20 protein-coding genes are annotated in these 19,677 nt (G+C 37.5%); 17 read left to right on the top strand and 3 right to left on the bottom strand.

The features are described from left to right. Positions 1 to 36: 36 nt before the first annotated feature. The 3 genes from CNR22_15355 to CNR22_15365 all read right to left on the bottom strand — a co-directional run bounded on the left by CNR22_15355 (position 37) and on the right by CNR22_15365 (position 2,299). A complete protein-coding gene (locus CNR22_15355; GenBank protein PBQ33097.1) occupies positions 37 to 633 on the bottom strand; it encodes a hypothetical protein in 597 nt (198 codons plus the stop codon). Between the two features lie 112 nt (positions 634 to 745). Next, entirely contained in the window at positions 746 to 1,402 is a 657-nt protein-coding gene (locus CNR22_15360; protein ID PBQ33098.1) for a phosphatidylserine decarboxylase family protein, read from the bottom strand. Between the two features lie 126 nt (positions 1,403 to 1,528). Beyond that, entirely contained in the window at positions 1,529 to 2,299 is a 771-nt protein-coding gene (locus tag CNR22_15365; GenBank protein PBQ33099.1) for a hypothetical protein, read from the bottom strand. A 310-nt stretch (positions 2,300 to 2,609) separates the two neighbouring features. On the opposite strand from CNR22_15365, the gene CNR22_15370 reads away from it, so the two are divergent. From CNR22_15370 to CNR22_15450, 17 genes are all read left to right on the top strand, one after another. Continuing rightward, positions 2,610 to 3,839 carry an isocitrate dehydrogenase (NADP(+)) gene (locus CNR22_15370; GenBank protein ID PBQ33100.1) on the top strand — a complete coding sequence of 410 codons (1,230 nt, stop codon included), beginning with the start codon at positions 2,610 to 2,612 and terminating at the stop codon, positions 3,837 to 3,839. Positions 3,840 to 4,019: 180 nt separating this feature from the next. Continuing rightward, positions 4,020 to 4,310: a hypothetical protein gene (locus CNR22_15375; GenBank protein ID PBQ33101.1), complete on the top strand. Its 291-nt coding sequence runs from the start codon at positions 4,020 to 4,022 to the stop codon at positions 4,308 to 4,310. Positions 4,311 to 4,533: 223 nt separating this feature from the next. Continuing rightward, positions 4,534 to 5,070 (top strand): hypothetical protein, encoded by a 537-nt coding sequence (locus tag CNR22_15380; GenBank protein ID PBQ33102.1) that lies wholly within the window; start codon positions 4,534 to 4,536, stop codon positions 5,068 to 5,070. A gap of 287 nt (positions 5,071 to 5,357) precedes the next feature. Next, the gene (locus CNR22_15385) at positions 5,358 to 6,209 is read left to right on the top strand and encodes a hypothetical protein (GenBank protein PBQ33103.1); all 852 of its coding nucleotides are present in this window, start codon (positions 5,358 to 5,360) and stop codon (positions 6,207 to 6,209) included. A gap of 222 nt (positions 6,210 to 6,431) precedes the next feature. Beyond that, positions 6,432 to 7,820: a hypothetical protein gene (locus tag CNR22_15390; protein ID PBQ33104.1), complete on the top strand. Its 1,389-nt coding sequence runs from the start codon at positions 6,432 to 6,434 to the stop codon at positions 7,818 to 7,820. A 93-nt stretch (positions 7,821 to 7,913) separates the two neighbouring features. Then, on the top strand, positions 7,914 to 8,486 hold the full coding sequence (locus CNR22_15395; protein ID PBQ33105.1) for a hypothetical protein: 573 nt from the start codon (positions 7,914 to 7,916) through the stop codon (positions 8,484 to 8,486). A gap of 298 nt (positions 8,487 to 8,784) precedes the next feature. Beyond that, positions 8,785 to 9,072 carry a hypothetical protein gene (locus CNR22_15400; protein PBQ34920.1) on the top strand — a complete coding sequence of 96 codons (288 nt, stop codon included), beginning with the start codon at positions 8,785 to 8,787 and terminating at the stop codon, positions 9,070 to 9,072. 38 nt (positions 9,073 to 9,110) lie between these two features. Further along, entirely contained in the window at positions 9,111 to 9,680 is a 570-nt protein-coding gene (locus tag CNR22_15405; GenBank protein PBQ33106.1) for a dihydrofolate reductase, read from the top strand. Between the two features lie 244 nt (positions 9,681 to 9,924). Further along, positions 9,925 to 10,983, top strand: a complete 1,059-nt coding sequence (locus CNR22_15410; GenBank protein PBQ33107.1) for a serine hydrolase — start codon at positions 9,925 to 9,927, stop codon at positions 10,981 to 10,983. Between the two features lie 105 nt (positions 10,984 to 11,088). Further along, a complete protein-coding gene (locus CNR22_15415; protein ID PBQ33108.1) occupies positions 11,089 to 11,469 on the top strand; it encodes a glyoxalase in 381 nt (126 codons plus the stop codon). 82 nt (positions 11,470 to 11,551) lie between these two features. Next, complete coding sequence (map, locus tag CNR22_15420; GenBank protein ID PBQ33109.1) at positions 11,552 to 12,316, top strand: type I methionyl aminopeptidase; 765 nt, start codon at positions 11,552 to 11,554, stop codon at positions 12,314 to 12,316. A 238-nt stretch (positions 12,317 to 12,554) separates the two neighbouring features. After that, positions 12,555 to 12,989, top strand: coding sequence for a hypothetical protein (locus tag CNR22_15425; GenBank protein ID PBQ33110.1), 435 nt, complete (start codon positions 12,555 to 12,557; stop codon positions 12,987 to 12,989). A 243-nt stretch (positions 12,990 to 13,232) separates the two neighbouring features. Further along, positions 13,233 to 13,439 (top strand): hypothetical protein, encoded by a 207-nt coding sequence (locus CNR22_15430; protein PBQ33111.1) that lies wholly within the window; start codon positions 13,233 to 13,235, stop codon positions 13,437 to 13,439. A 137-nt stretch (positions 13,440 to 13,576) separates the two neighbouring features. Next, on the top strand, positions 13,577 to 15,124 hold the full coding sequence (locus CNR22_15435; protein ID PBQ33112.1) for a hypothetical protein: 1,548 nt from the start codon (positions 13,577 to 13,579) through the stop codon (positions 15,122 to 15,124). A 131-nt stretch (positions 15,125 to 15,255) separates the two neighbouring features. After that, positions 15,256 to 17,505 (top strand): ribonuclease R, encoded by a 2,250-nt coding sequence (rnr, locus tag CNR22_15440; protein ID PBQ33113.1) that lies wholly within the window; start codon positions 15,256 to 15,258, stop codon positions 17,503 to 17,505. Position 17,506: 1 nt separating this feature from the next. Next, the gene (locus tag CNR22_15445) at positions 17,507 to 18,256 is read left to right on the top strand and encodes a hypothetical protein (GenBank protein PBQ33114.1); all 750 of its coding nucleotides are present in this window, start codon (positions 17,507 to 17,509) and stop codon (positions 18,254 to 18,256) included. Next, positions 18,189 to 19,673 (top strand): MATE family efflux transporter, encoded by a 1,485-nt coding sequence (locus CNR22_15450; protein ID PBQ33115.1) that lies wholly within the window; start codon positions 18,189 to 18,191, stop codon positions 19,671 to 19,673. Before CNR22_15445 ends, CNR22_15450 begins: the two co-directional genes overlap by 68 nt. Positions 19,674 to 19,677 lie beyond the last annotated feature (4 nt).

Genomic DNA, 19,677 nt, shown 5'->3' on the forward strand with positions numbered 1-19,677 from the left:
CTATCCATTCTTTTACATTTTACATAACGGTGGCGATCACTTCTCCGCTTCTTTCATCTTATCGAGAAAATAATGATCTGAACCTGTTGTTCTGGGCACAGAAAACCCAATGCAAACTTCTTTTATAATTCCTTCCCGGTTTATGAAAAAGCTTGTAGGGACGCCATCTACATGAAAGGATTCTTTAGAACCATTGCAGGCCCTGAATAAAGTTTTTATCGAATTACCAGGACAATCGGCAATAATATCGAATGCTAAAGTATCCAGACCCAATTTAGTTTTTCTTTTTCCCTCTCTTTTAGAATTATAGGCCCGCAGGTCGCGAAGATCTTTTTCATTTCCACTTCCAATCAAAAGAATTTGGTAGTTATCTTTTGGATAAGTTTTAGAGATCTCATTTAAAAGACTTAATTCTGTGTAGCAAGGTCCACAACCGAAACCAAAAAAGGAGAGAATAGTTATTTTACCTTTAAAATAATTACTGTCAATTTTTCGTCGGTCAATGGTAGTATGTTCAAAGAAAGAAACAGCACGGTTGATCATAACACGTGAGCCTTTGAATAGTGAATCATTCTGAGAGCGCATGCTAACACCGCAAAGCGTCAGTAAACTAAAAAAGAATAGCTTTTTCATAGTTGGCTTAAAAAAAATAGTACTATTAAAATTACAAATATTGCCTTCAGATTTTGAACGGAATATTCAACTATAAACTATTGACTTTTAAGTATTGACTATCAACTATAAACTATATCCGTCCAATCACCGTCTGTGAACCTTTCACCACATCACCGATCTTCACATCCAGCTTCGTTCCCAAAGGTAAAAACAAATCCACGCGCGATCCAAATTTAATAAAACCCATTTCCCCGCATTGCTCAGCAACATCGCCTTGTTTAGTATACCATACAATACGACGCGCCAAAGCCCCTGCAATTTGTCTGAATAAAATCTCTGTTCCGTTCTTATGTTTTACAACAATGGTTGTACGCTCGTTGTCTGTACTACTCTTTGGTTCCCAGGCTGCTAAAAATTTACCGGGATGGTATTTGAAAAAGCTTACAAGTCCTGCTATAGGATAACGGTTTACGTGAACGTTAATCGGACTCATAAAAATACTTACCTGTAAACGTTTGTCTTTAAAATATTCAAGTTCAGTCGTTTCTTCAATAACAACTACTTTTCCATCAGCAGGAGCAATTATCAAATCTTCACCTTTTGTATGTTGACGTGTAGGATGTCTGAAAAATTGTACAATAACAATGGTTAAGAAAGCACTTAAAGCATACGCAAACCAGTGCGCAATTGGATATTCTGGAAAAAAGTGGCGGGCAATAAAAATGATAATGGCGCTAAAAATAAGTACGATAAATAAACTTGGCCAACCTTCTTTGTGAAATTTCATACGATTCTGTTTAATCCTTAATAATTTGCCTCAAATATAACAGAATAGGCCGTAATGCAGGAATTTATTGTCGAATTTAAAAAGCCTTTTGTCGAGAGATTTTAACAAGGTTAATGTCTTTCTCGACTACGCTCGAAATGACAGTTCGTAGTAAGATGTCAGTTCGTTGTCAGGTGTCAGTTCATGGTCAGATACCAGTTCGTGGTCAGGTGTTAGTTCATGGTCAGATATCAATTCATGGCCAGATATCAGTTCGTGGTTAGATGTCAGTTTGTGGTTAGATGTCAGTTCGTGGTCAAATATCAATTCATGGCCAGATATCAGTTCGTGGTTAGATGTCAGTCCATTGTCAGATGTCAGTTCGTGGTTAGATGTCAGTTCGTGGTCAGGTGTCAGTTCATGGTCAGATATCAGTTCGTGTTCAGGTGTCAGTTCATGGTCAGATATCAATTCATGGCCAGATATCAGCTCGTGGTCAGATGTCAGTTCGTGGTCAGGTGTCAGTTCATGGTCAGATGTCAGTTCATGGTCAGATGTCAGTTCGTGGTCAGATATCAATTCGTGGTTAGATTTCAGTTCGTGGTCAGATGTCAGTTCGTGGTCAGGTGTCAGTTCATGGTCAGATATCAATTCATGGCCAGATATCAGTTCGTGGTCAGATATCAGTTCGTGGGCAGATGTCAGTTCGTGGGCAGATTTAAGTTCATGGTCAGATGTCAGTCCATTGTCAGATGTCAGTTCATTGTCAGATGTCAGTTCATGGTCAGATGTCAGTTCATTGTCAGATGTCAGTTCGAGCGTAGTCGAGAACACACACACACCAGGCACCAAAGCGGCATCCCTTTGCAGCCGGGCCTTAAAGCGGCTGCCTGGCAGCGGCTTTGTTCCGAAGGACAAAGACCCTGCACAGGCAATTTATGCTGAGCGAAGCCGAAGCATAGCCGGTTTTAGGTTCGGCAAGAGGGATATAGCGGCGGGCCCGGTGACCCTGAAGCGAAAACGCCTCCGCAATTCACTAAAAGCGTTTTCTGCTTCAGGGGCAGGTGCCATCATAGTAAAAGAACAGGAGAAAAATCCCAGGCGATTTGTTTAATTAGTGGAATGCTTACAGGAATTAAAACTCATAAAATCCCCTTTAAAAACTTGCCTGTTAGCCCAGCTTTCCTAAATTTGTGCTCTTATTTAAAAATTCTTAAACGCCAATAAAATGAGCAAAATTAAAGTAGCCAATCCCGTTGTTGAACTTGACGGTGATGAAATGACCCGCATTATCTGGAAATTTATTAAAGACAAATTAATTGTTCCGTATTTGGATCTAGATATTAAATATTATGACCTTGGTGTTGAACACCGTGATGCTACTTCTGATCAGGTAACGATTGATGCTGCAGAAGCCATTAAAAAATACCAGGTGGGAATTAAATGTGCTACCATTACTCCTGATGAGGCGCGTGTAAAAGAATTCAATTTAAAATCGATGTGGAAATCACCTAACGGAACCATTCGTAATATTTTAGATGGTACTGTTTTTCGTGAGCCCATCGTTTGTTCAAACGTTCCGCGTTTGGTAACTAACTGGACAGCACCGATCATTGTTGGTCGTCACGCATTTGGTGATCAATACCGTGCAACAGATTTCGTTGTTCCTGGAAAAGGAAAATTGACAATTAAATTTGAAGGCGAAGATGGAAAAGTAATTGAACACGAAGTTTATAAATTCCAGGGACCAGGCGTAGCAATGGCTATGTACAACGTAGAAGAGTCTATTCGTGGTTTTGCTCACTCTTGTTTTAACGTGGCTTTAACTAAAAAATGGCCTTTATATTTATCTACTAAAAACACCATTCTTAAAAAATACGATGGTCGTTTCAAAGATATTTTTGAAGAAGTTTACCAGGCAGAATACAAATCAAAATTCGAAGCAGCAGGCATCGTTTACGAACACCGCTTAATTGATGACATGGTTGCATCTGCATTAAAATGGAACGGTAATTTTGTATGGGCTTGTAAAAATTATGATGGCGACGTGCAATCAGATACAGTGGCTCAAGGTTTTGGTTCATTGGGTTTAATGACGTCTGTATTAATTACACCGGATGGAAAAGTAATGGAAGCAGAAGCTGCTCACGGAACAGTTACTCGTCACTACCGCGATCACCAGGCTGGTAAACCAACTTCAACTAATCCAATCGCTTCTATTTTTGCATGGACCCGTGGTTTGGAGTTCCGTGGTAAATTAGATGGTAACAAAGAATTAGTAGAGTTCTGTCAAACGCTTGAAAAAGTTTGCGTTGAAACTGTAGAAAGTGGAAAGATGACAAAAGACTTAGCAGTGTGTGCATTCGGTAACAATGTAAAACATGGCGAACACTATTTATATACAGAAGAATTCTTGGATGCTTTGGATACAAATTTGAAAAAAGCGCTAGGAAAATAACTAGATCACTTATTGTCATTTCGAGCAGGGCAAAAGAGTTAAGACTCTTTTGAGCCAGTTAGAGCGATAGGTTTGATTAGTCTAGAAAGACAATAACACTGTAAAACCCTCTTCCAAAAATGGAAGAGGGTTTTTTGTTGACCTCCATTTTACTCAAGACTTTTTTTTGGGCGCCCCCTCATGAACCGAAAGGCTGCACTATTTTTTATGGAAACCTCTCTGCTTCACGGGGCGGGCTACGCCGGGCTCCGCTTAACAAGCTGGCTCACCAAGCCACTGGCTTGTTGCCCTGCTGCGGTTTTTTTGGCTGAAGGGCCAAAAAGAACTATCCCGATAGCTATCGGGATTCTGTATCCCTGGCGCGAGAACCTGCATCTAAAAAAGAATATTTCTTCTTACTTGAACGGCTTTTTTATTGGGATAGAATTTTTTATATCTTTATATGATTACCCAAACATTTACAAACGATAGAAATTATTTGTTGTCGGATTTGTGGCGTATAGCGGTCCTTTATAAGCAATTGCCCTAACGACATGCTGACCAGAGAATTCGATCAATGACATATATAATTATTCTAATACTACTCTTTATAGTGACGAGGTTCTTAGTCAAGTCTTTCGTATCGATAAGGAAGAAAAACCCTGTTCCAGACGAAAATCAGACAGTTTCTCAAAGCAAAGGCACATCCGAGGACATGGCATCAGGTAAAGATGCTTTATGGTATCACGAAGATGATTATTGCATGATCGAACTTACACCGAAGGAGAACATTAAGGCACTTAACGACGAATCCGAAATAATAAACGCGAAAAGCAAAGAGAATTTCGACGGTTATGGTTTCACAGACATCCATGTAATATCCGACGAAAAAATTGGGCTGGACATTCGACAAATTTCTCCGGTGACCTTAGATGAAATTGTGAATAAGACAGGCATTCAAAAGGCTTCTTCTGTGGCAACGGGGTATTCAACCCATCGTGAGGGACGAAAAAACACGTTTGGTTTTGGAGCAGGTTATGCGGCTATATATTACAGCGTTAAAGGCGGTACCGTCGACCGCATTTGGTTCACAAACCTAAGCAGTTTGGACAAAGAAAAGGTAATTCCGTGCCTAAATGAAATCGGTGAAAAATGGAACCTCGTATTAATGGACTGGTTTCAGACCAAAGTAGTTGAATTATCTGACAGAAATGAAATTGAAATTTACTTAAAGGGACCGGACGAAAACTGAATCCGGCAACTGCTTATAACACGGGGCCATAGTGCCAGCGCGGACAAGAGACAGCCTTTTTACATGCAAAAGCAATTTTAATCTGGCGTGCTTTGCACGGGACAAGCTTTCACACATTCCGGCTCGTTGGTCCACCGGACCATCGCCCTTTTGCTTTTGCGTAGTATATTTTTAACTTCACTCCCGATAGCTATCGGGTGGACATCAGAACACTATAGCATCGGCGCCATCCTGATACGCGGCCGGCGCAAGCCCCCGAGTACTATAGCGGTAATTTTAGACAGACAATGCGAATTCTAATAACAGTAATATTATTGATATTTTTTTTGGAGATTACAAAAGGACAATCTCAAAACTCAAACTATATTTCAATTGACCATATTCCAATTGTAGTTAGGGATTTAGACTACTTAAAAAAGGAGCTATCCGCATCATTTCACTTTAAAGTAAAGGAAGGGAGGGAGCACGAGGGAATAAAAAATTGTTTTATAAAATTCCAAGATGGAACATACCTCGAGTTCATTACACCAATCGATAGCTCTCAAACAATTGGAAAATATTATGCTGACTTTTTAAAAAATAGACAAGGTGGAACATCATTGGCAATTTCTATTAAAAGTTCTGATACATTGATAGATTGTCTTAATACAAAATCTATCTCCTACAAGATAGATAGCAATAGAATATGGAAAACAATTGAACCCAAAAACAATGACATTTTTTTTATCGAATATTCAAACAACCAATGGGAAGATAGTAAAATCAACACGACACATTTAAATACTGCTATATCATTAAAATCAATTTATATCCTTTCATCAAATATAACCCTTGATGTAAAAAAATATGAAGCAGTTGGTTTTGTTGAGATAAAGAAGGGTAGTTTTTTTAAAATACCCATTAGACATTTAGTAATGGGGCCCAGTAATTTGTACTTATTAGATGCATCTAAATCAAAAAAAATAAGGCAATCTTTTAACAAAGAAAATCTTGAGGGAATCTGTGGTTTTGAAATTAAAACAAAGTCATTACATGCTTTTAATATGCTTCTTGAGAAAACTGACAAAGTAACCGTAGAAAAGAAACAGACAATAATTTATGTACAAGACCTAAGTTTATTTTTTGTTTTTACTGAATGAAATAAAAGTTGCGCTAACAAGGGTTTTGCGTCAGGCGGGCTGAAGTGCAAAATTCAACGGCAGTTTTTCAATTGAACATTAGTAATAATATCAGCTTTTATGCTTCGATTTCCCGCCCTAACGCAAAGCCCGCCACCGTTAGCGGTGATCGAGGCCTGCCAGGCGTGCAAAAACCACACTCTATGTATAGCAGAGACATGAACTTTTGAATATTCTACTTTCGTGTGTAACAAAAGGACTGAGGAAACCGTCCTAGCATCAAAAAACCCAGCGCTTATGAAAGTGTATTTTATTTTAGTGATATTATTCTTTTTACCAGGTGATTTACTATCTCAAGTAACTATCACTATAGGGACGCAAGAAACAGTGGTATATCCATTAACTCTTAACAAACAAAGTTTAGCCGAACAATTACTCCAACTTAAAGGCTTGTTTTCTTCTAAATCAATTATTGGGATGGGTGAAGCTACACACGGTAGTCGTGAATTTTTTGAAATTAAGTCTGGAGTATTTCAATGGCTCGTAGAAGAGTGTAATTATAGAGTATTTGGTATTGAAGCAACCTATGCGGGATGTTGTTATGTAAATAATTTCGTGAAGTCTGGTGAGGGAAATGTGGATAGTGTGATGATTCACCTGGACTTTTGGACCTGGCAAACAGAGGAAGTTCGCGACCTTATTTTGTGGATTAAGGAGTATAATGCTCAAGCAGAACATTTGGAGAAAATATCTTTTTATGGTTTCGATATGCAAAACTTCTATTCTCCAGTGCAGTATCTAAACGATTATGTAAAAAAATACTATTCAGAACACTACGAGACTATTAAGTCTATAAGTTTTCCTATACTTGGCAAAACTGAATTAAAGATTTACCAATTGCTCCAAAATAAGAAAAATAGATTTGAAGACACCTTGCGACAAACCTACCAAATGCTTGCAGATTGGGTGTTTTTCAATAAAAATCAGATTGAAACAAAACAATCGAAGAGCCAATTTCAAGACCTTCAAATCTGTATCGAAAATTTAGAACAGGCAGTAAAAAATTTGTCTGTAAATAATATGTCTCAATACAGAGACAGTTGCATGGCCTATAATATCTTAAGAATACAAAAGCTTGGAAATAAAAAAATGTTTATTTGGGCACACAATGGTCATATTAATTTTGCTCATCCCGACAATAATCTGGGGAATGGTTTATACATGGGTGAGCATTTGAAGAAAAATATGGGTGAAGCTTATTACGCTATCGGATTTGTGTTCAATCAAGGGAGCTTCCAGGCTATTCAAGGTCCAAAGTCGATTGGGGGTGCAATAGTTACCTACATTTTTGCCAGGAAAAAACTATATAAAGGTTTGCAAGAGTGTCATGTCCCTGTCAACAATAGAAACACTTTTACGAATGCTTTGTCGGTAACCAAGTATCCTGTATATTTTACAGATGTTTCTCATTCGGAGAATTCTGTTTTTTCAACCATTTTAAAAACCTACGACGTAGGTTCCATATTTATGAATTACCAACGATGCTCAGCATCCATCAATGCAAAAAAACAGTTTGACGGTTTGATTTTCGTTGAAAAAACAAACAGGGCGAGACCCATCTATATTAAATAGTAATAAAAGTGCTAATTTTCAAGAACTGAATACTGATCTAAAAATAAAAGATCAACTGAGAATAAACCAATTATAATTGTTCTAATAATTTTAATGACGACACAATACGGAAAATATAAAGTGTTCGAAGATGATAAATCTTTTGAAATTCATTATCGTCATTCATTATCCGACATATTTGGTTCAGTAATATTTGTTCTTTCATTTGCAACAGGTTTAATGTTGTTTTACACTTCATACAAAACTTTCAATGCCACTGCTATAACAAGTTGGGTTTTACTAATAGTTGGTTCAGTTTTTTCTGTGTTTGGTGCCTATGCTCTTTTGGCAGGATTATATAGCCCTGGACGTGGAGTATTTCAAATAGATAAGACGACAAATGATATCATAATACGGGACTTTCTTAAATCGGAAAGCATTAAAACCACTATGGTTAAATCTGTATCTTATGAATTGAAAGAAAATGGTAAGCCGAAAAGCATTTACTCAATGTTATATTTAAGACTTTCTGACGGAAAGAAAAAAGATTGTTTTATAATACGAAGTTCAATACCTCTTGACATTGGGCGTGAAGTAGACAAAGACATACATGTAGTTTCAAGACAGTTGAAAGGCGCGATTATGAACGTTATTAAAAATCAAAGAACGAGCAGTACGAACGGATAGTGCTTATACCGACGGATAAATGGTTTCGCAATAGCGATCATGATTTCTGCGTTTCGCGTTTGTACGTCCGTATAATCTCGCTCAAAAGTCAACCATACTTTTGCCGTTAGCCATTGCGTATTTAGATTCATTATACTATTTTAGCTTTACGATGTACATTCGTCCCGATAATTATCGGGAATAGGATTTGAAAATTCGCGCAAAACCTATTCGTAGTCCATCCGTGTTTGCTTTAACGTTAACGCTTTCAAAAACTACCAAACTCAACTCCGAAATTAGAAACAAATTGAGTGGCAGAATAAAATATGCATTTTCAGAAAAAGTTTGGCAACATTCTTCGCCAGGAGGTTGGTATTTTGTTTCGCTTCCCAAAGAAATGTCGAAAGAAATTAGAGATATTTTAGGATCCCAGGAAGAAGGTTGGGGACGGTTGAAGGCGATAGCAAGAATCGGAAACAGTGAATGGAAAACCGCGATTTGGTTTGACTCTAAACGCAAAACCTATTTGTTACCACTAAAAACTGAGATCAGAAGAAAAGAAAATATCGACTTGGAAAATCAAATCGATGTGGTTATATTTCTGTGACGGGTAATTCAGCAAGAAATAGATAATAATTAAAATATATGAGGAAAATAGTAGCAGCCATAAACACCACCATCGACGGTTTTTGTGATCATGAAGCAGGAATTCCCGACGAAGAAACCCATGAGTATTACCAAGACTTATTAAATGGAGCAGACGTGGCCCTTTACGGCAGGATCACCTATCAGCTCATGCAATTCTGGCAAGAGCTGATTAAGAAACCGTCTGGTGAAAAAGCAATGGATGATTTTGCAGTGGCGATAGACAGAATTCCAAAAATAGTATTTTCTAATACTTTTAAAAGTACAGAAGCACTTGGTTGGAATACGGCCAGCTTGTCCGTTCAAACCATTGAACAAACGGTTTTAGATCTTAAAAAACAGGATGGAAGAGATATTTTAATCGGAAGCAGAAGCATCATGGTTCAGCTGACGAATCTTAATTTGATAGATGAGTACCAAATCTGTGTTCACCCGGTGATTATTGGAAAAGGTAAGCCCCTGTTTGAGAAACTAAATGACAGAAAAATTTTTAAATTGTACAATACAAAAATCTTTAAGTCTGGTGCAATTATGCTGTATTACAAGCGCGGCGACGAGTCTAAGGGGTAAAGTAAAGAATAAAACAGCGCAGATTCTAAAACGTCTACTGTAAATTGGTAGGAACATTTAAAAATGCGTTAATTTTTTAAATTGCTTTCCCCATCGGCACTAAAAAACTAAAGCCTATTTTTCAAATATTCGTTTATTTTTCTATTTTTATGTAAAGCAGCAGGCCTGTAAATTGTGAATAATCGTGTTTTTTAAGTCTGCTTTTATGTCATTTTAATACACCAAACTATAGAAATTAACAACTATGAAAAAGACGCTGATTTTACTACTGTTTGCTCTTAAGTTCGTTTGTTATTACGGGCAAACAAATAAATTTCAAGATCTGGTCAACCAGTACAATAAAGAAATGAATTTCAATGGTGTTGTGCTGGTAGCCACAGATGGTAAAGTTGATTATTTAGCAAGCAGTGGGATTGCTGATAGACAATTTGAAAATAAATTAGTGCCTCAATCAAAATTTAAAATTGCTTCCATGACAAAAGTATTCACAGCAGTTTTGATCATGAAACTTTATGAAGATGGTAAAATTCAGTTGAATGGAACTATTGGGAACTATTTTCCGAAATACAAAGGTGAAGCTAAAGACAAAGTGACAATCCATCAATTATTGACGTATTCTTCTGGCATTGAGAATCAAGCGGAACCTTTAGGAATGGAATCTTATCAAATAAAAAAAACTTTAGACGAATACATCGACAAGTATTGTTCAGGTAAACTGATAAGTATTCCAGGTGAAAAAAGCAGCTACAGCAATACTGAATACATAATTTTACAAAAAATTATAGAGAACGTCACAACAAAAAGTTACCAGGAATTTCTTCGGGAAACCATTTTAAATCCATTAAAAATGGGCAATACAGGTGTTTTAAATTCAGATGAGATTATCAAATCTTTATCCAGCAGCTACACATTTGAGACTACAAAAAAAATATTTTCTAAGGATGCTCCCTATTTTATTGAAAACTTTTTTGGCGCTGGCAACATGTATTCAACAGTGGAAGATATTTTGATTTTTAATACGGCTATTTTTAGCAATAAGATGCTTTCCGAAAATGCTACCAAAAAAATGCTTGAAATAAATGAGAACTTAGGATACACGGCATATGGTTTTTGGGGCTCTACCGGCTGGGGCAATTTTAACGAGAAGTTCTATTATAGAACGGGTGGCATTTCAGGTTCATGTTCAAACTGGATACATACGCTTGATACTAAAAAAACTATACTGGTAATGAGTAATACCGACGCAACGAATCTTTATGAATTATCAGAAAAACTTTATTTAGCAAGTCTCGACAAAAAATAAAAATCAGAATAAAAGGAAAAATTTTCGACTCGTTGAAGGTGCATTGAAGCACCCCTCCTTTACTAAAAACGGGCTAAATAAACACCCAATAAAAAATAGTGACCAATGAAACAAACTAGCATCACACCTTTCCTAACCGTTAACGATGGAAAGAAAGCTGTAGAATTTTATATCTCTGCCTTCGGAGCAAAAGAAACAAAGCGTTTCGATCTGCCCGATGAAAAAATATCTTCCGTTCTAAACATGGAAGGTGCCGAATTTTTTGTAGCCGATGAAGAGCCTGAATTTGATAATTTAAGTCCTGGGTTAAAATCACACAACTCCGTTCGTATAATTTTAACTACAAAAAACGCAGACAAACTCTTTGATCAGGCATTAAAACTTGGCGCCACGCAAATTTGTCCTATGACCACAGAGGAAGACTGGCGCATAGGAAAATTAAAAGATCCATTCGGACATATTTGGGAGCTTGGATATGTTTTATAGCCGTTATTTAACGCTACAATCAATTTTCTTTTTTGACCAAAATCTATTTACCTTTAGTAAGTAGAAGATTAGACTACACTATATGTCCATAACATCAGAATCAGAATTAGCAGGAATGAAAGCCGTAAGCGACGCAGTTGCTCACACTTTGAAAGAAATGAAAAACCATGCCCGTGCCGGAATGTCAACCAAAGAACTCGATGAATTCGGAGCAGCGATCTTAAAAAGTTTCGGAGCTAAGTCAGCGCCTTATGAAACGTATAAATTTCCCGGTTTTACCTGCATTAGCACCGGTAAGGAATTTTGTCATGGAATTCCTTCAGAGAAAAAAATATTAGAAGAAGGGGAGTTGATTAATATCGACGTCTCTGCCGAACTCAACGGTTTTTGGTCAGATAATGGCGCTTCTTTTATAATAGGCGAAGACAAACACGGGCATCAGAAATTGGTAGACGCTTCAAAAGAAATTCTTGAAAAAGCAATTAACTCCATAAAAGGTGGCGTGAAAATTTCAGACCTCGGACATCTCATAGAAACAGAAGCTAAAAAACGCGGCTACAAGGTTATTAAAAATTTAACCGGACACGGCGTGGGAAGAAGTCTGCACGAAGAGCCCTCGGAGATTGCAAATTTCAGAGATAAATTTAATGTTACCAGATTTAAAAAGAATTCAGTAGTTGCTATCGAAACATTTATTTCAACAGATTCCACTTTTGCAGAAACCTTGAGCGATGGCTGGACAATGGTCGGAAATAAAGGTGGTTATATGGCGCAGCACGAACATACCATTGTGGTGACTGAGGGCAGGCCCATTATTTTGACGGAGAAAAATGAAATCTGGAATTAGATAAACGGTTTGCTACATGTAAATTTTGCACATGAATCTGTGCCATCCTTTTAATCTGCGTCAAAAATTTGGCATCCAGATTCGCACGAGAACATGATCAAAATTATTTTGTAACTTACACAGATAAACGAAAAATGATTAACCTAAAACTGGATGACATTAGCGAATATTCAAACCTGTGCCGCCATTTTATAGAACTCTTACAAAAAAACAACGAAGATTAAAGCAAATTCATTTCATGAGAACATTATTGGAGTCTAACCCGAAAACATTTCTATTGATTGATAGTGTTGGTGCTCTGTTAACGACCATTGGTCTTGTGGTTATCAGATTTTTTTTTGAAGCCTGGTTTAGAATGCCCTGGTATATGTTATTAGTACTCGCAGCAATCGCCTTTACATTTTTTATATACTCTTTTTGCTCTTTTTACTTTGTTAAAACCAATCACGCTGTATTTCTAGGAAGAATAAGCAGAGCAAATTATGCTTATTGTTTCTTAACCGTATGTCTGCTCATAAAATACCGCTTAACACTTACCATATTTGATTGGTTTTATTTCGTTTCTGAAGTGCTTATCATTTTAGCTCTTGTTCTGTTGGAAGCACGTTCAATAAAGAGGGAGCAAAGTGAGCCAACTAAGCATTCCTCCCCTAAGACACAAAAAATTGATTGAAATAGGCGTATTCAACACTTTACGTTTCTTTTCAACTACTTCCGTATTGTAAATAGCGTGTCTTATGGAAGGAGCGGTAGAGTAGGGATTTAGAATTAGACTTACACTATACAGTCTTGTTATAGATAAAGAGAAATTACTTGGTTTCTTAAAAAGCTGTTCCTTTAAGGATAGCTTTTTTTATTTTCTCTCGTCGGTATTCAGAGAAAAATCCTTTAAATTCATAACCATAAATTGAACACCATGAAAAATTGGGTTTTAGTGAGTTATGTGAGTTTTATTTTTATAACAAGCTGCAGCAAAAACGAGTGCAAAGAAAAAGCGAAAGCCAACTGCATTTGCACCATGGACTATAAGCCGGTATGCGGCTGCAATGAAAAAACCTATAGCAACGCCTGTGAGGCAGAGTGCAACGGGATCACAAATTACACCCAGGGCGAGTGTAAATAGTTTTTTCGGAATTTTTTACCTGCGTTTTAGATGATGGAATTAACCATAAATAAACCACCCGAAATAAGAAATTAGCCAAAAATTGCATTACATTTGGTTCATAGACCTCTTACCTTTTTATACTTAAGATAAACCCCGTGTTAAGTAAAACAGTTGGTTTTATAAAATACCTTTTACCTGTTCTCCTGGTGGCAAGTTGCCAGCTGAAGAAGCTGTCTACTAATGAAAAAAAATTAGTAGAGGCAAATCATGCCATGAAAACCCCAGCGCATCTGTATTTATCATGCGTCATTCAGAACGACCTGGACACCTGTTCTGCTGTTTTTAAAAAAAAGGCAAAATCGCCTTACGAAAAAAATGCAGTAGCCAACACACTTTTTTCTATTGATCCGGATGTAGCCTACGAATACCATCGACAGGCTTATAAAAGCAAACCCAACGAATTGTATTTTATTCTTGAATATGCCATAGAAGAACATCGCCGCGGTAACTATGCGGAAGCGGCTGATCTTTACAAGCAATTTTCAGACGCTTTTCCCGAAAATTTCAGGGTGAAAGTGTGGTTGGCAGATTGTTATATGAATATTGGCAAGGTCGAAAAGTCCATTCAATATTGGGTGGAGGCCGATCATGCAAAACACCATATTGAAATTGAAACGGCTATTCATGAAATATATGGCGCGAAAAATCTTTATATCAAACGGAATTTTTACCGCAGCGAAATAAAAAAAGGCAATCTCAATTTCTTCTATGATTTGTTTTACCTGGATCTAAATTGGGAGTTTGATTGGTGGAATCAGGGGGTGGTCGATCAGGAATTTTTAAACGCAGACATTGCTTTGGCCAATGAAAAATTAGATAAAAAAAGTGAGATCTATAGTTTGATCGAAGCATACGTGAAAATAAAAACTCCCGAAGGCACTAACACAATGAAATCGTTGAGTGATGTTAAGTCAGAACGTCCTCCTTTAGAGGAGACAGATATTGTGAGTGATGTGTATAATAAAACGATGGCCGAAGTAGAAAAAGAAATTCAGGACATGATTAATGCCAGTATAGTAGAGGAAGATACCTTGGTAAAAAATCAGAATGAAAGTCTGGACCAGCAACAGTATATTAAAAATATTCTTGTTACTTACAGTTTCGTAGTCGACGGAAAACCGCTCCCGCCTAATGGCAAAGTAGCTTCTGATTTCCTGGAGGTTTGTTTCACAAATTCTCTGCTTACAAAGTCAGACGTTTTTAGAATTCGCGGCGAAGAAATTCTTGAGAAATCGGAAGAGCTTCACGATGTAGAGTTTTTAAATCTCTATGCACACGTTATGCCGGTAGATCATCAAAAACTCGCAGAAACAGATAAGAAAGGCTGGAAGGAGTATAAAGATGAACGTTTCGCCTGGACCTACCTCATGCTTGGTTTGCTAAATAGGAAACTAAACGTAGAAGAGTTGGATCAGGCTATAGTTGACTTCCCAAACTCTTCACGTATTTATTTAATTAAAACTCAAAAAGCAAAATTGGATAAAAAACAAATGACAAACTATTTTACTGAGCTTATAAAAAAAGAATTTAGAACTCTGGATTCAGGCGTGGGATTGGGAGCTTCTTACTCACGTGGACATAGTTCTTATCCCTTAAAATTATATTTCGAATTACTCCGTAAAGAGTTGCGCACAAGCAAATAAAGCGCACGGATGCCTGCTAAGTAGACGCATCAAGGCGCATTCTTACGAAAACACCTGACAATCATAAATTATTGTTAATAATAAGACAAGGAGTCTTGTGTTTTTTTAATTATGTTTAATTTTATATACATATGTCAAAAAACAAAAAACCACAACGTTATCTTTTTGAAGAGGTACTCGACTTCTTAAAACATAACGACTCAAAAACATTTAATTACAAGCAGCTTGGCGCTGCAATGGAAATAAACAACGATCAGGAAAGGCTTCAGCTGATTGAAGCCCTTGAACTATTAAAGCAACAAGGGTTTGTAATCGAAAAAGATAAAGGCAAGTACCAGATCAAAGAAACGAAACAATACGTTACGGGTACTATTGATTTTACCAGCCAGGGCACTGCCTTTGTTGTGTTTAATGAAAATGAAGCGGATATTTTTATTCCGGCCAAAAAATCGAAAGACGCTTTGCAGGGAGACCTTGTAAAAGTTTATCTTTTTCCAAAGCGCGGCAGTGGCCGCAGACGAGAAGGGGAAGTTGTGGAAGTAATTACACGGGCTAAAACAGAATTTGTTGGGACAATTAAAATCAATCCAAAATTTGCCTTTGTAGTACCTGACAGCCATAAAATTCACGTAGATTTTTTTATCCGCAGCAGCGATATTAACGGCGCACAGGACGGTCAGAAAGTTTTGATCAAATTAAAAGAATGGAAAGCGGGAGAGCAAAATCCTACGGGTTCTGTAACGGATGTGCTGGGTTTCCCGGGACAGCACAAAACAGAAATGAATGCCATCATGGCCGAATATGGCTTACCGGATCATTTTCCGGATGCTGTAGAATACGATGCTAAAAAATTGCCGACCGAAATTACTGACGCAGAAATTGCAAAACGTCGCGATTTTCGTGGTATTCCAACATTTACCATAGATCCTGCTGATGCAAAAGATTTTGATGATGCTTTATCTATTCAACGTCTCGAAAACGGTTTTTGGGAAATAGGTGTTCACATTGCAGATGTAACCCATTATTTAAAAGTAGGAACCATTTTGGATAAGGAAGCAGTGAACCGTGCTACCAGTGTGTATTTGGTAGATCGGGTTATTCCGATGTTACCGGAGGTACTGAGTAATTTTGTTTGCTCACTTCGCCCGCACGAAGAAAAATATACTTTTAGTGCTGTCTTTGAATTAGATGATGACGCACAAATTCAAAGTCAATGGTTTGGTAAAACGGTCATCTATAGCGACCGTCGTTTTTCCTACGAAGAAGTTCAAACAATTATAGAAACTGGTGATGGTGATTATAAAGATCAGATTTTAGTTTTAGATCGTCTCGCAAAAAAGTTAAGACACGAGCGTCAACGAAAAGGTTCTATCTTTTTTGACAAAGCAGAAGTGAAATTCAAATTGGATGACGAAGGCAATCCGATTGGCGTATTTTTTAAGACACAAAAAGATGCGCATAAACTCATTGAAGACTTTATGTTACTCGCGAATAAAAAAGTAGCAGAGTTTATTGGCGGTAAAGAAGAGACCAAAGGAAAATCTTCAGCTAAGAATAAGGGCAAAGAAGATGCTAAAGATGTGGCCGTTTATCGTGTGCATGATATTCCAAGTGATGAGAAGATGCAGGAACTCAGCGGTTTTGCTGCACGGTTTGGTTATCAAATGGATTTGGGAAACAAACAAAAAGTGGCACAATCTATTAATAAATTATTGGTGGATGTAAAAAATAAAAAGGAACAAAGTATGATGGAACTTCTCGCTGTTAGAAGTATGCCGAAAGCGATTTACACGACAAAAAATGTGGGCCACTATGGTTTGGGATTCGATTTCTATACCCATTTCACTTCGCCAATTCGTCGTTATCCTGATGTTCTCGTACACCGCTTACTGGAAGCTCGCTTAAATGGTAAAATTTATTCCGGAAAAGATGAACTGGAGTTTCTAAGTAAACACAGCAGTGACATGGAACGCACAGCGGCGGAAGCGGAACGTGCTTCTATCAAATACAAACAGGTTGAGTTTATGAAAGATAGAGTAGGGGAGAGTTTTGACGCGGTCATAAGCGGTGTAACAGAATGGGGTATCTACGCAGAAGTTGTTGAAAATAAATGTGAAGGAATGATTCGGAGCCGCGATTTAAAAGGTGATCATTTTATGTTCGATCCTGATAATTACCGTTACATAGGAAAAAATACAAATAAGATTTATGCTCTCGGAGATCCGGTAAAGATTGTAGTTGTGGAGGCAGATCTTATTAAAAAACAATTAACTTATGCTTTCGCTGATCAACAGGATAAAAAATCTTCCAATAGTTCTCGGGGTGCCGAAGAACAAAAAAAGACAAAATTCATAGATCATAAAAAAAGAAGAGGGAGATAATATGAAGAGGATTTTAGTATTGCTTTTGTGTGTTGTTTTTGCAGAGTCTGTGTTTTCACAAAAGGTAAATACAACGCTGACCTATTCTGTTCATCTTCCTTCTAAGAAAACCGCAAAAACGCCGGTACTGATTTTATTACATGGCTATGGTAGCAATGAATCTGATCTTTTTGATCTGGCAAAAACCATGGATCCCAAATTTATCACGTTTTCATTGAGAGCGCCAAATGATTCGAAAGAGCAGGGCTATTGCTGGTATGAGTTGGACCGTTTTCCAAACGGAGATTTTAAATACGATTATAAACAAGCGGAAGTAAGTCGTGCGAAAATTTTATCCTTCATTAGCAATGCCTGTAGAGCCTACCAACTGGATAGCACCCAGGTTTTTCTCTTAGGTTTTAGCCAGGGAACAATTATGTCGTACGATATCGCCTTGCATAGTCCGCAAAAAATAAAGGGTATCGTAGCTTTGAGTGGAAGACTCATGGAAGAAAGTAAACTGCAGAAAACAAATTTAATGCAATTGAAGAAAATAAAATTCTTTATAGGGCACGGAACATCAGACAATGTTATCAAACTAACAGAAGCTGAAAAGGCAAGCGCATTTCTTAAAGAGAAAGGAGTCAGTCAAATCATTTACAAAACATACGAGATGCCGCACTCCGTTTCTGGTAATGAATTAAATGACCTTCGCAGTTGGCTTACAAAAGCGCTATCTCCTGACGAGAAAAAAGCGGAAGTCAAAAAATAAAATCTTCTCTCCAACCTTCCTTCATCAGCTGGTTTTTCGCTTCTTGCGAATTAAACTATCTTTGCAAACTTTTATGGCCCCCGGCTTTTTTAAAAATACTCATACAAAAGACACCATTCACCTGGCATGGCCGCTTGTTATTACGCAGGTGGGGCAGATTATTACGGGCATAGTGGACAATATTTTCCTTGGACGTATTGGTCCGGCTGAACAGGCAGCTGGGTTTGTGGCCAACAATCTGTATGTGATGCTTCTTGTTTTTACTATAGGGATGAGTTATGCAACAACTCCCTTAGTAAATGCGGCACATGAAAAGAATGATCTTGTGAAAAAAGCATCCCTGTTCAAGAATTCTTTGTTCTTGAATTTGACCGTTGCTATGATGTGTTTTGTGGTATTATTTATGGCTTCGGGACTAGTGAATTATATGCAGCAACCGGCTGAAGTTATTAAGTTAGCAATTCCTTTTTTTGATGTTCTTATTTTTTCTATTCTTCCGGTCTCTTTATTTTTTGTTAGTAAACAATATTGCGAAGGCTTAAGCAATACACGAATGGCACTGATAATAAGTGTTGCCGGAAATATTCTGAATATTATATTGAATTACATGCTCATTTACGGTAAGCTGGGAATGCCGCAAATGGGTTACATGGGCTCAGCCTGGGCCTCTTTTATAGCGCGGCTTTTTATGGGACTTTCTTTCCTGCTTTTAATTTTTCGTTCTCCTGTAACACGCGAATTGAACACGGTTTTTAAAACTGTCAGAGTGAATTGGAAAGAATTAAGAGAGCTCTGGAAAATTGGATTTAATTCGGCGATGCAATTTACTTTTGAAGTGGCTGCCTTTGCCATATCTGGACTCATGGCAGGAAGTTTTGGAAAGGAACAAATGGACGCTCACGGCATTTCTTTATCTATGGCTTCCTTCACTTATATGTTTGCTACAGGTGTTGCTTCAGCGGCCACTATACGTGCAGGAGTGTTCAAAGCTCAAAACGATTGGATTGGAATTAAAACCGCCTCTTTCACAGCTATTAAATTGGTTCTAATAGTTATGGGAACTTTTGGAATTTTATTTCTGATTGGCCATAAATATCTGCCTTTAGCTTTTAGCATTGAACCGCAAATCATAGAATTAGCATCTACGTTATTAATTATTGCGGCCATGTTTCAACTCTTCGATGGCATGCAGGTTACCATTATCGGTATTTTGCGCGGACTGGAAGATGTAAAAGTTCCAACCCTGATTACACTTATTGGTTATTGGGTAATTGCCTTGCCTCTTGCATATTTTCTTGCCTTTAAAATAAAACTTGAAACTATGGGCATTTGGATCGCTCTCTTGAGTTCTCTTGTCTTTGTAGCTGTCGCGCTCTATTGGAGGCTGACTCACCTGATCCGGAAAAATTTGAAATGAAAAT

This window comes from Sphingobacteriaceae bacterium (genome assembly GCA_002319075.1).
Lineage (GTDB): Bacteria > Bacteroidota > Bacteroidia > B-17B0 > Aurantibacillaceae > Aurantibacillus.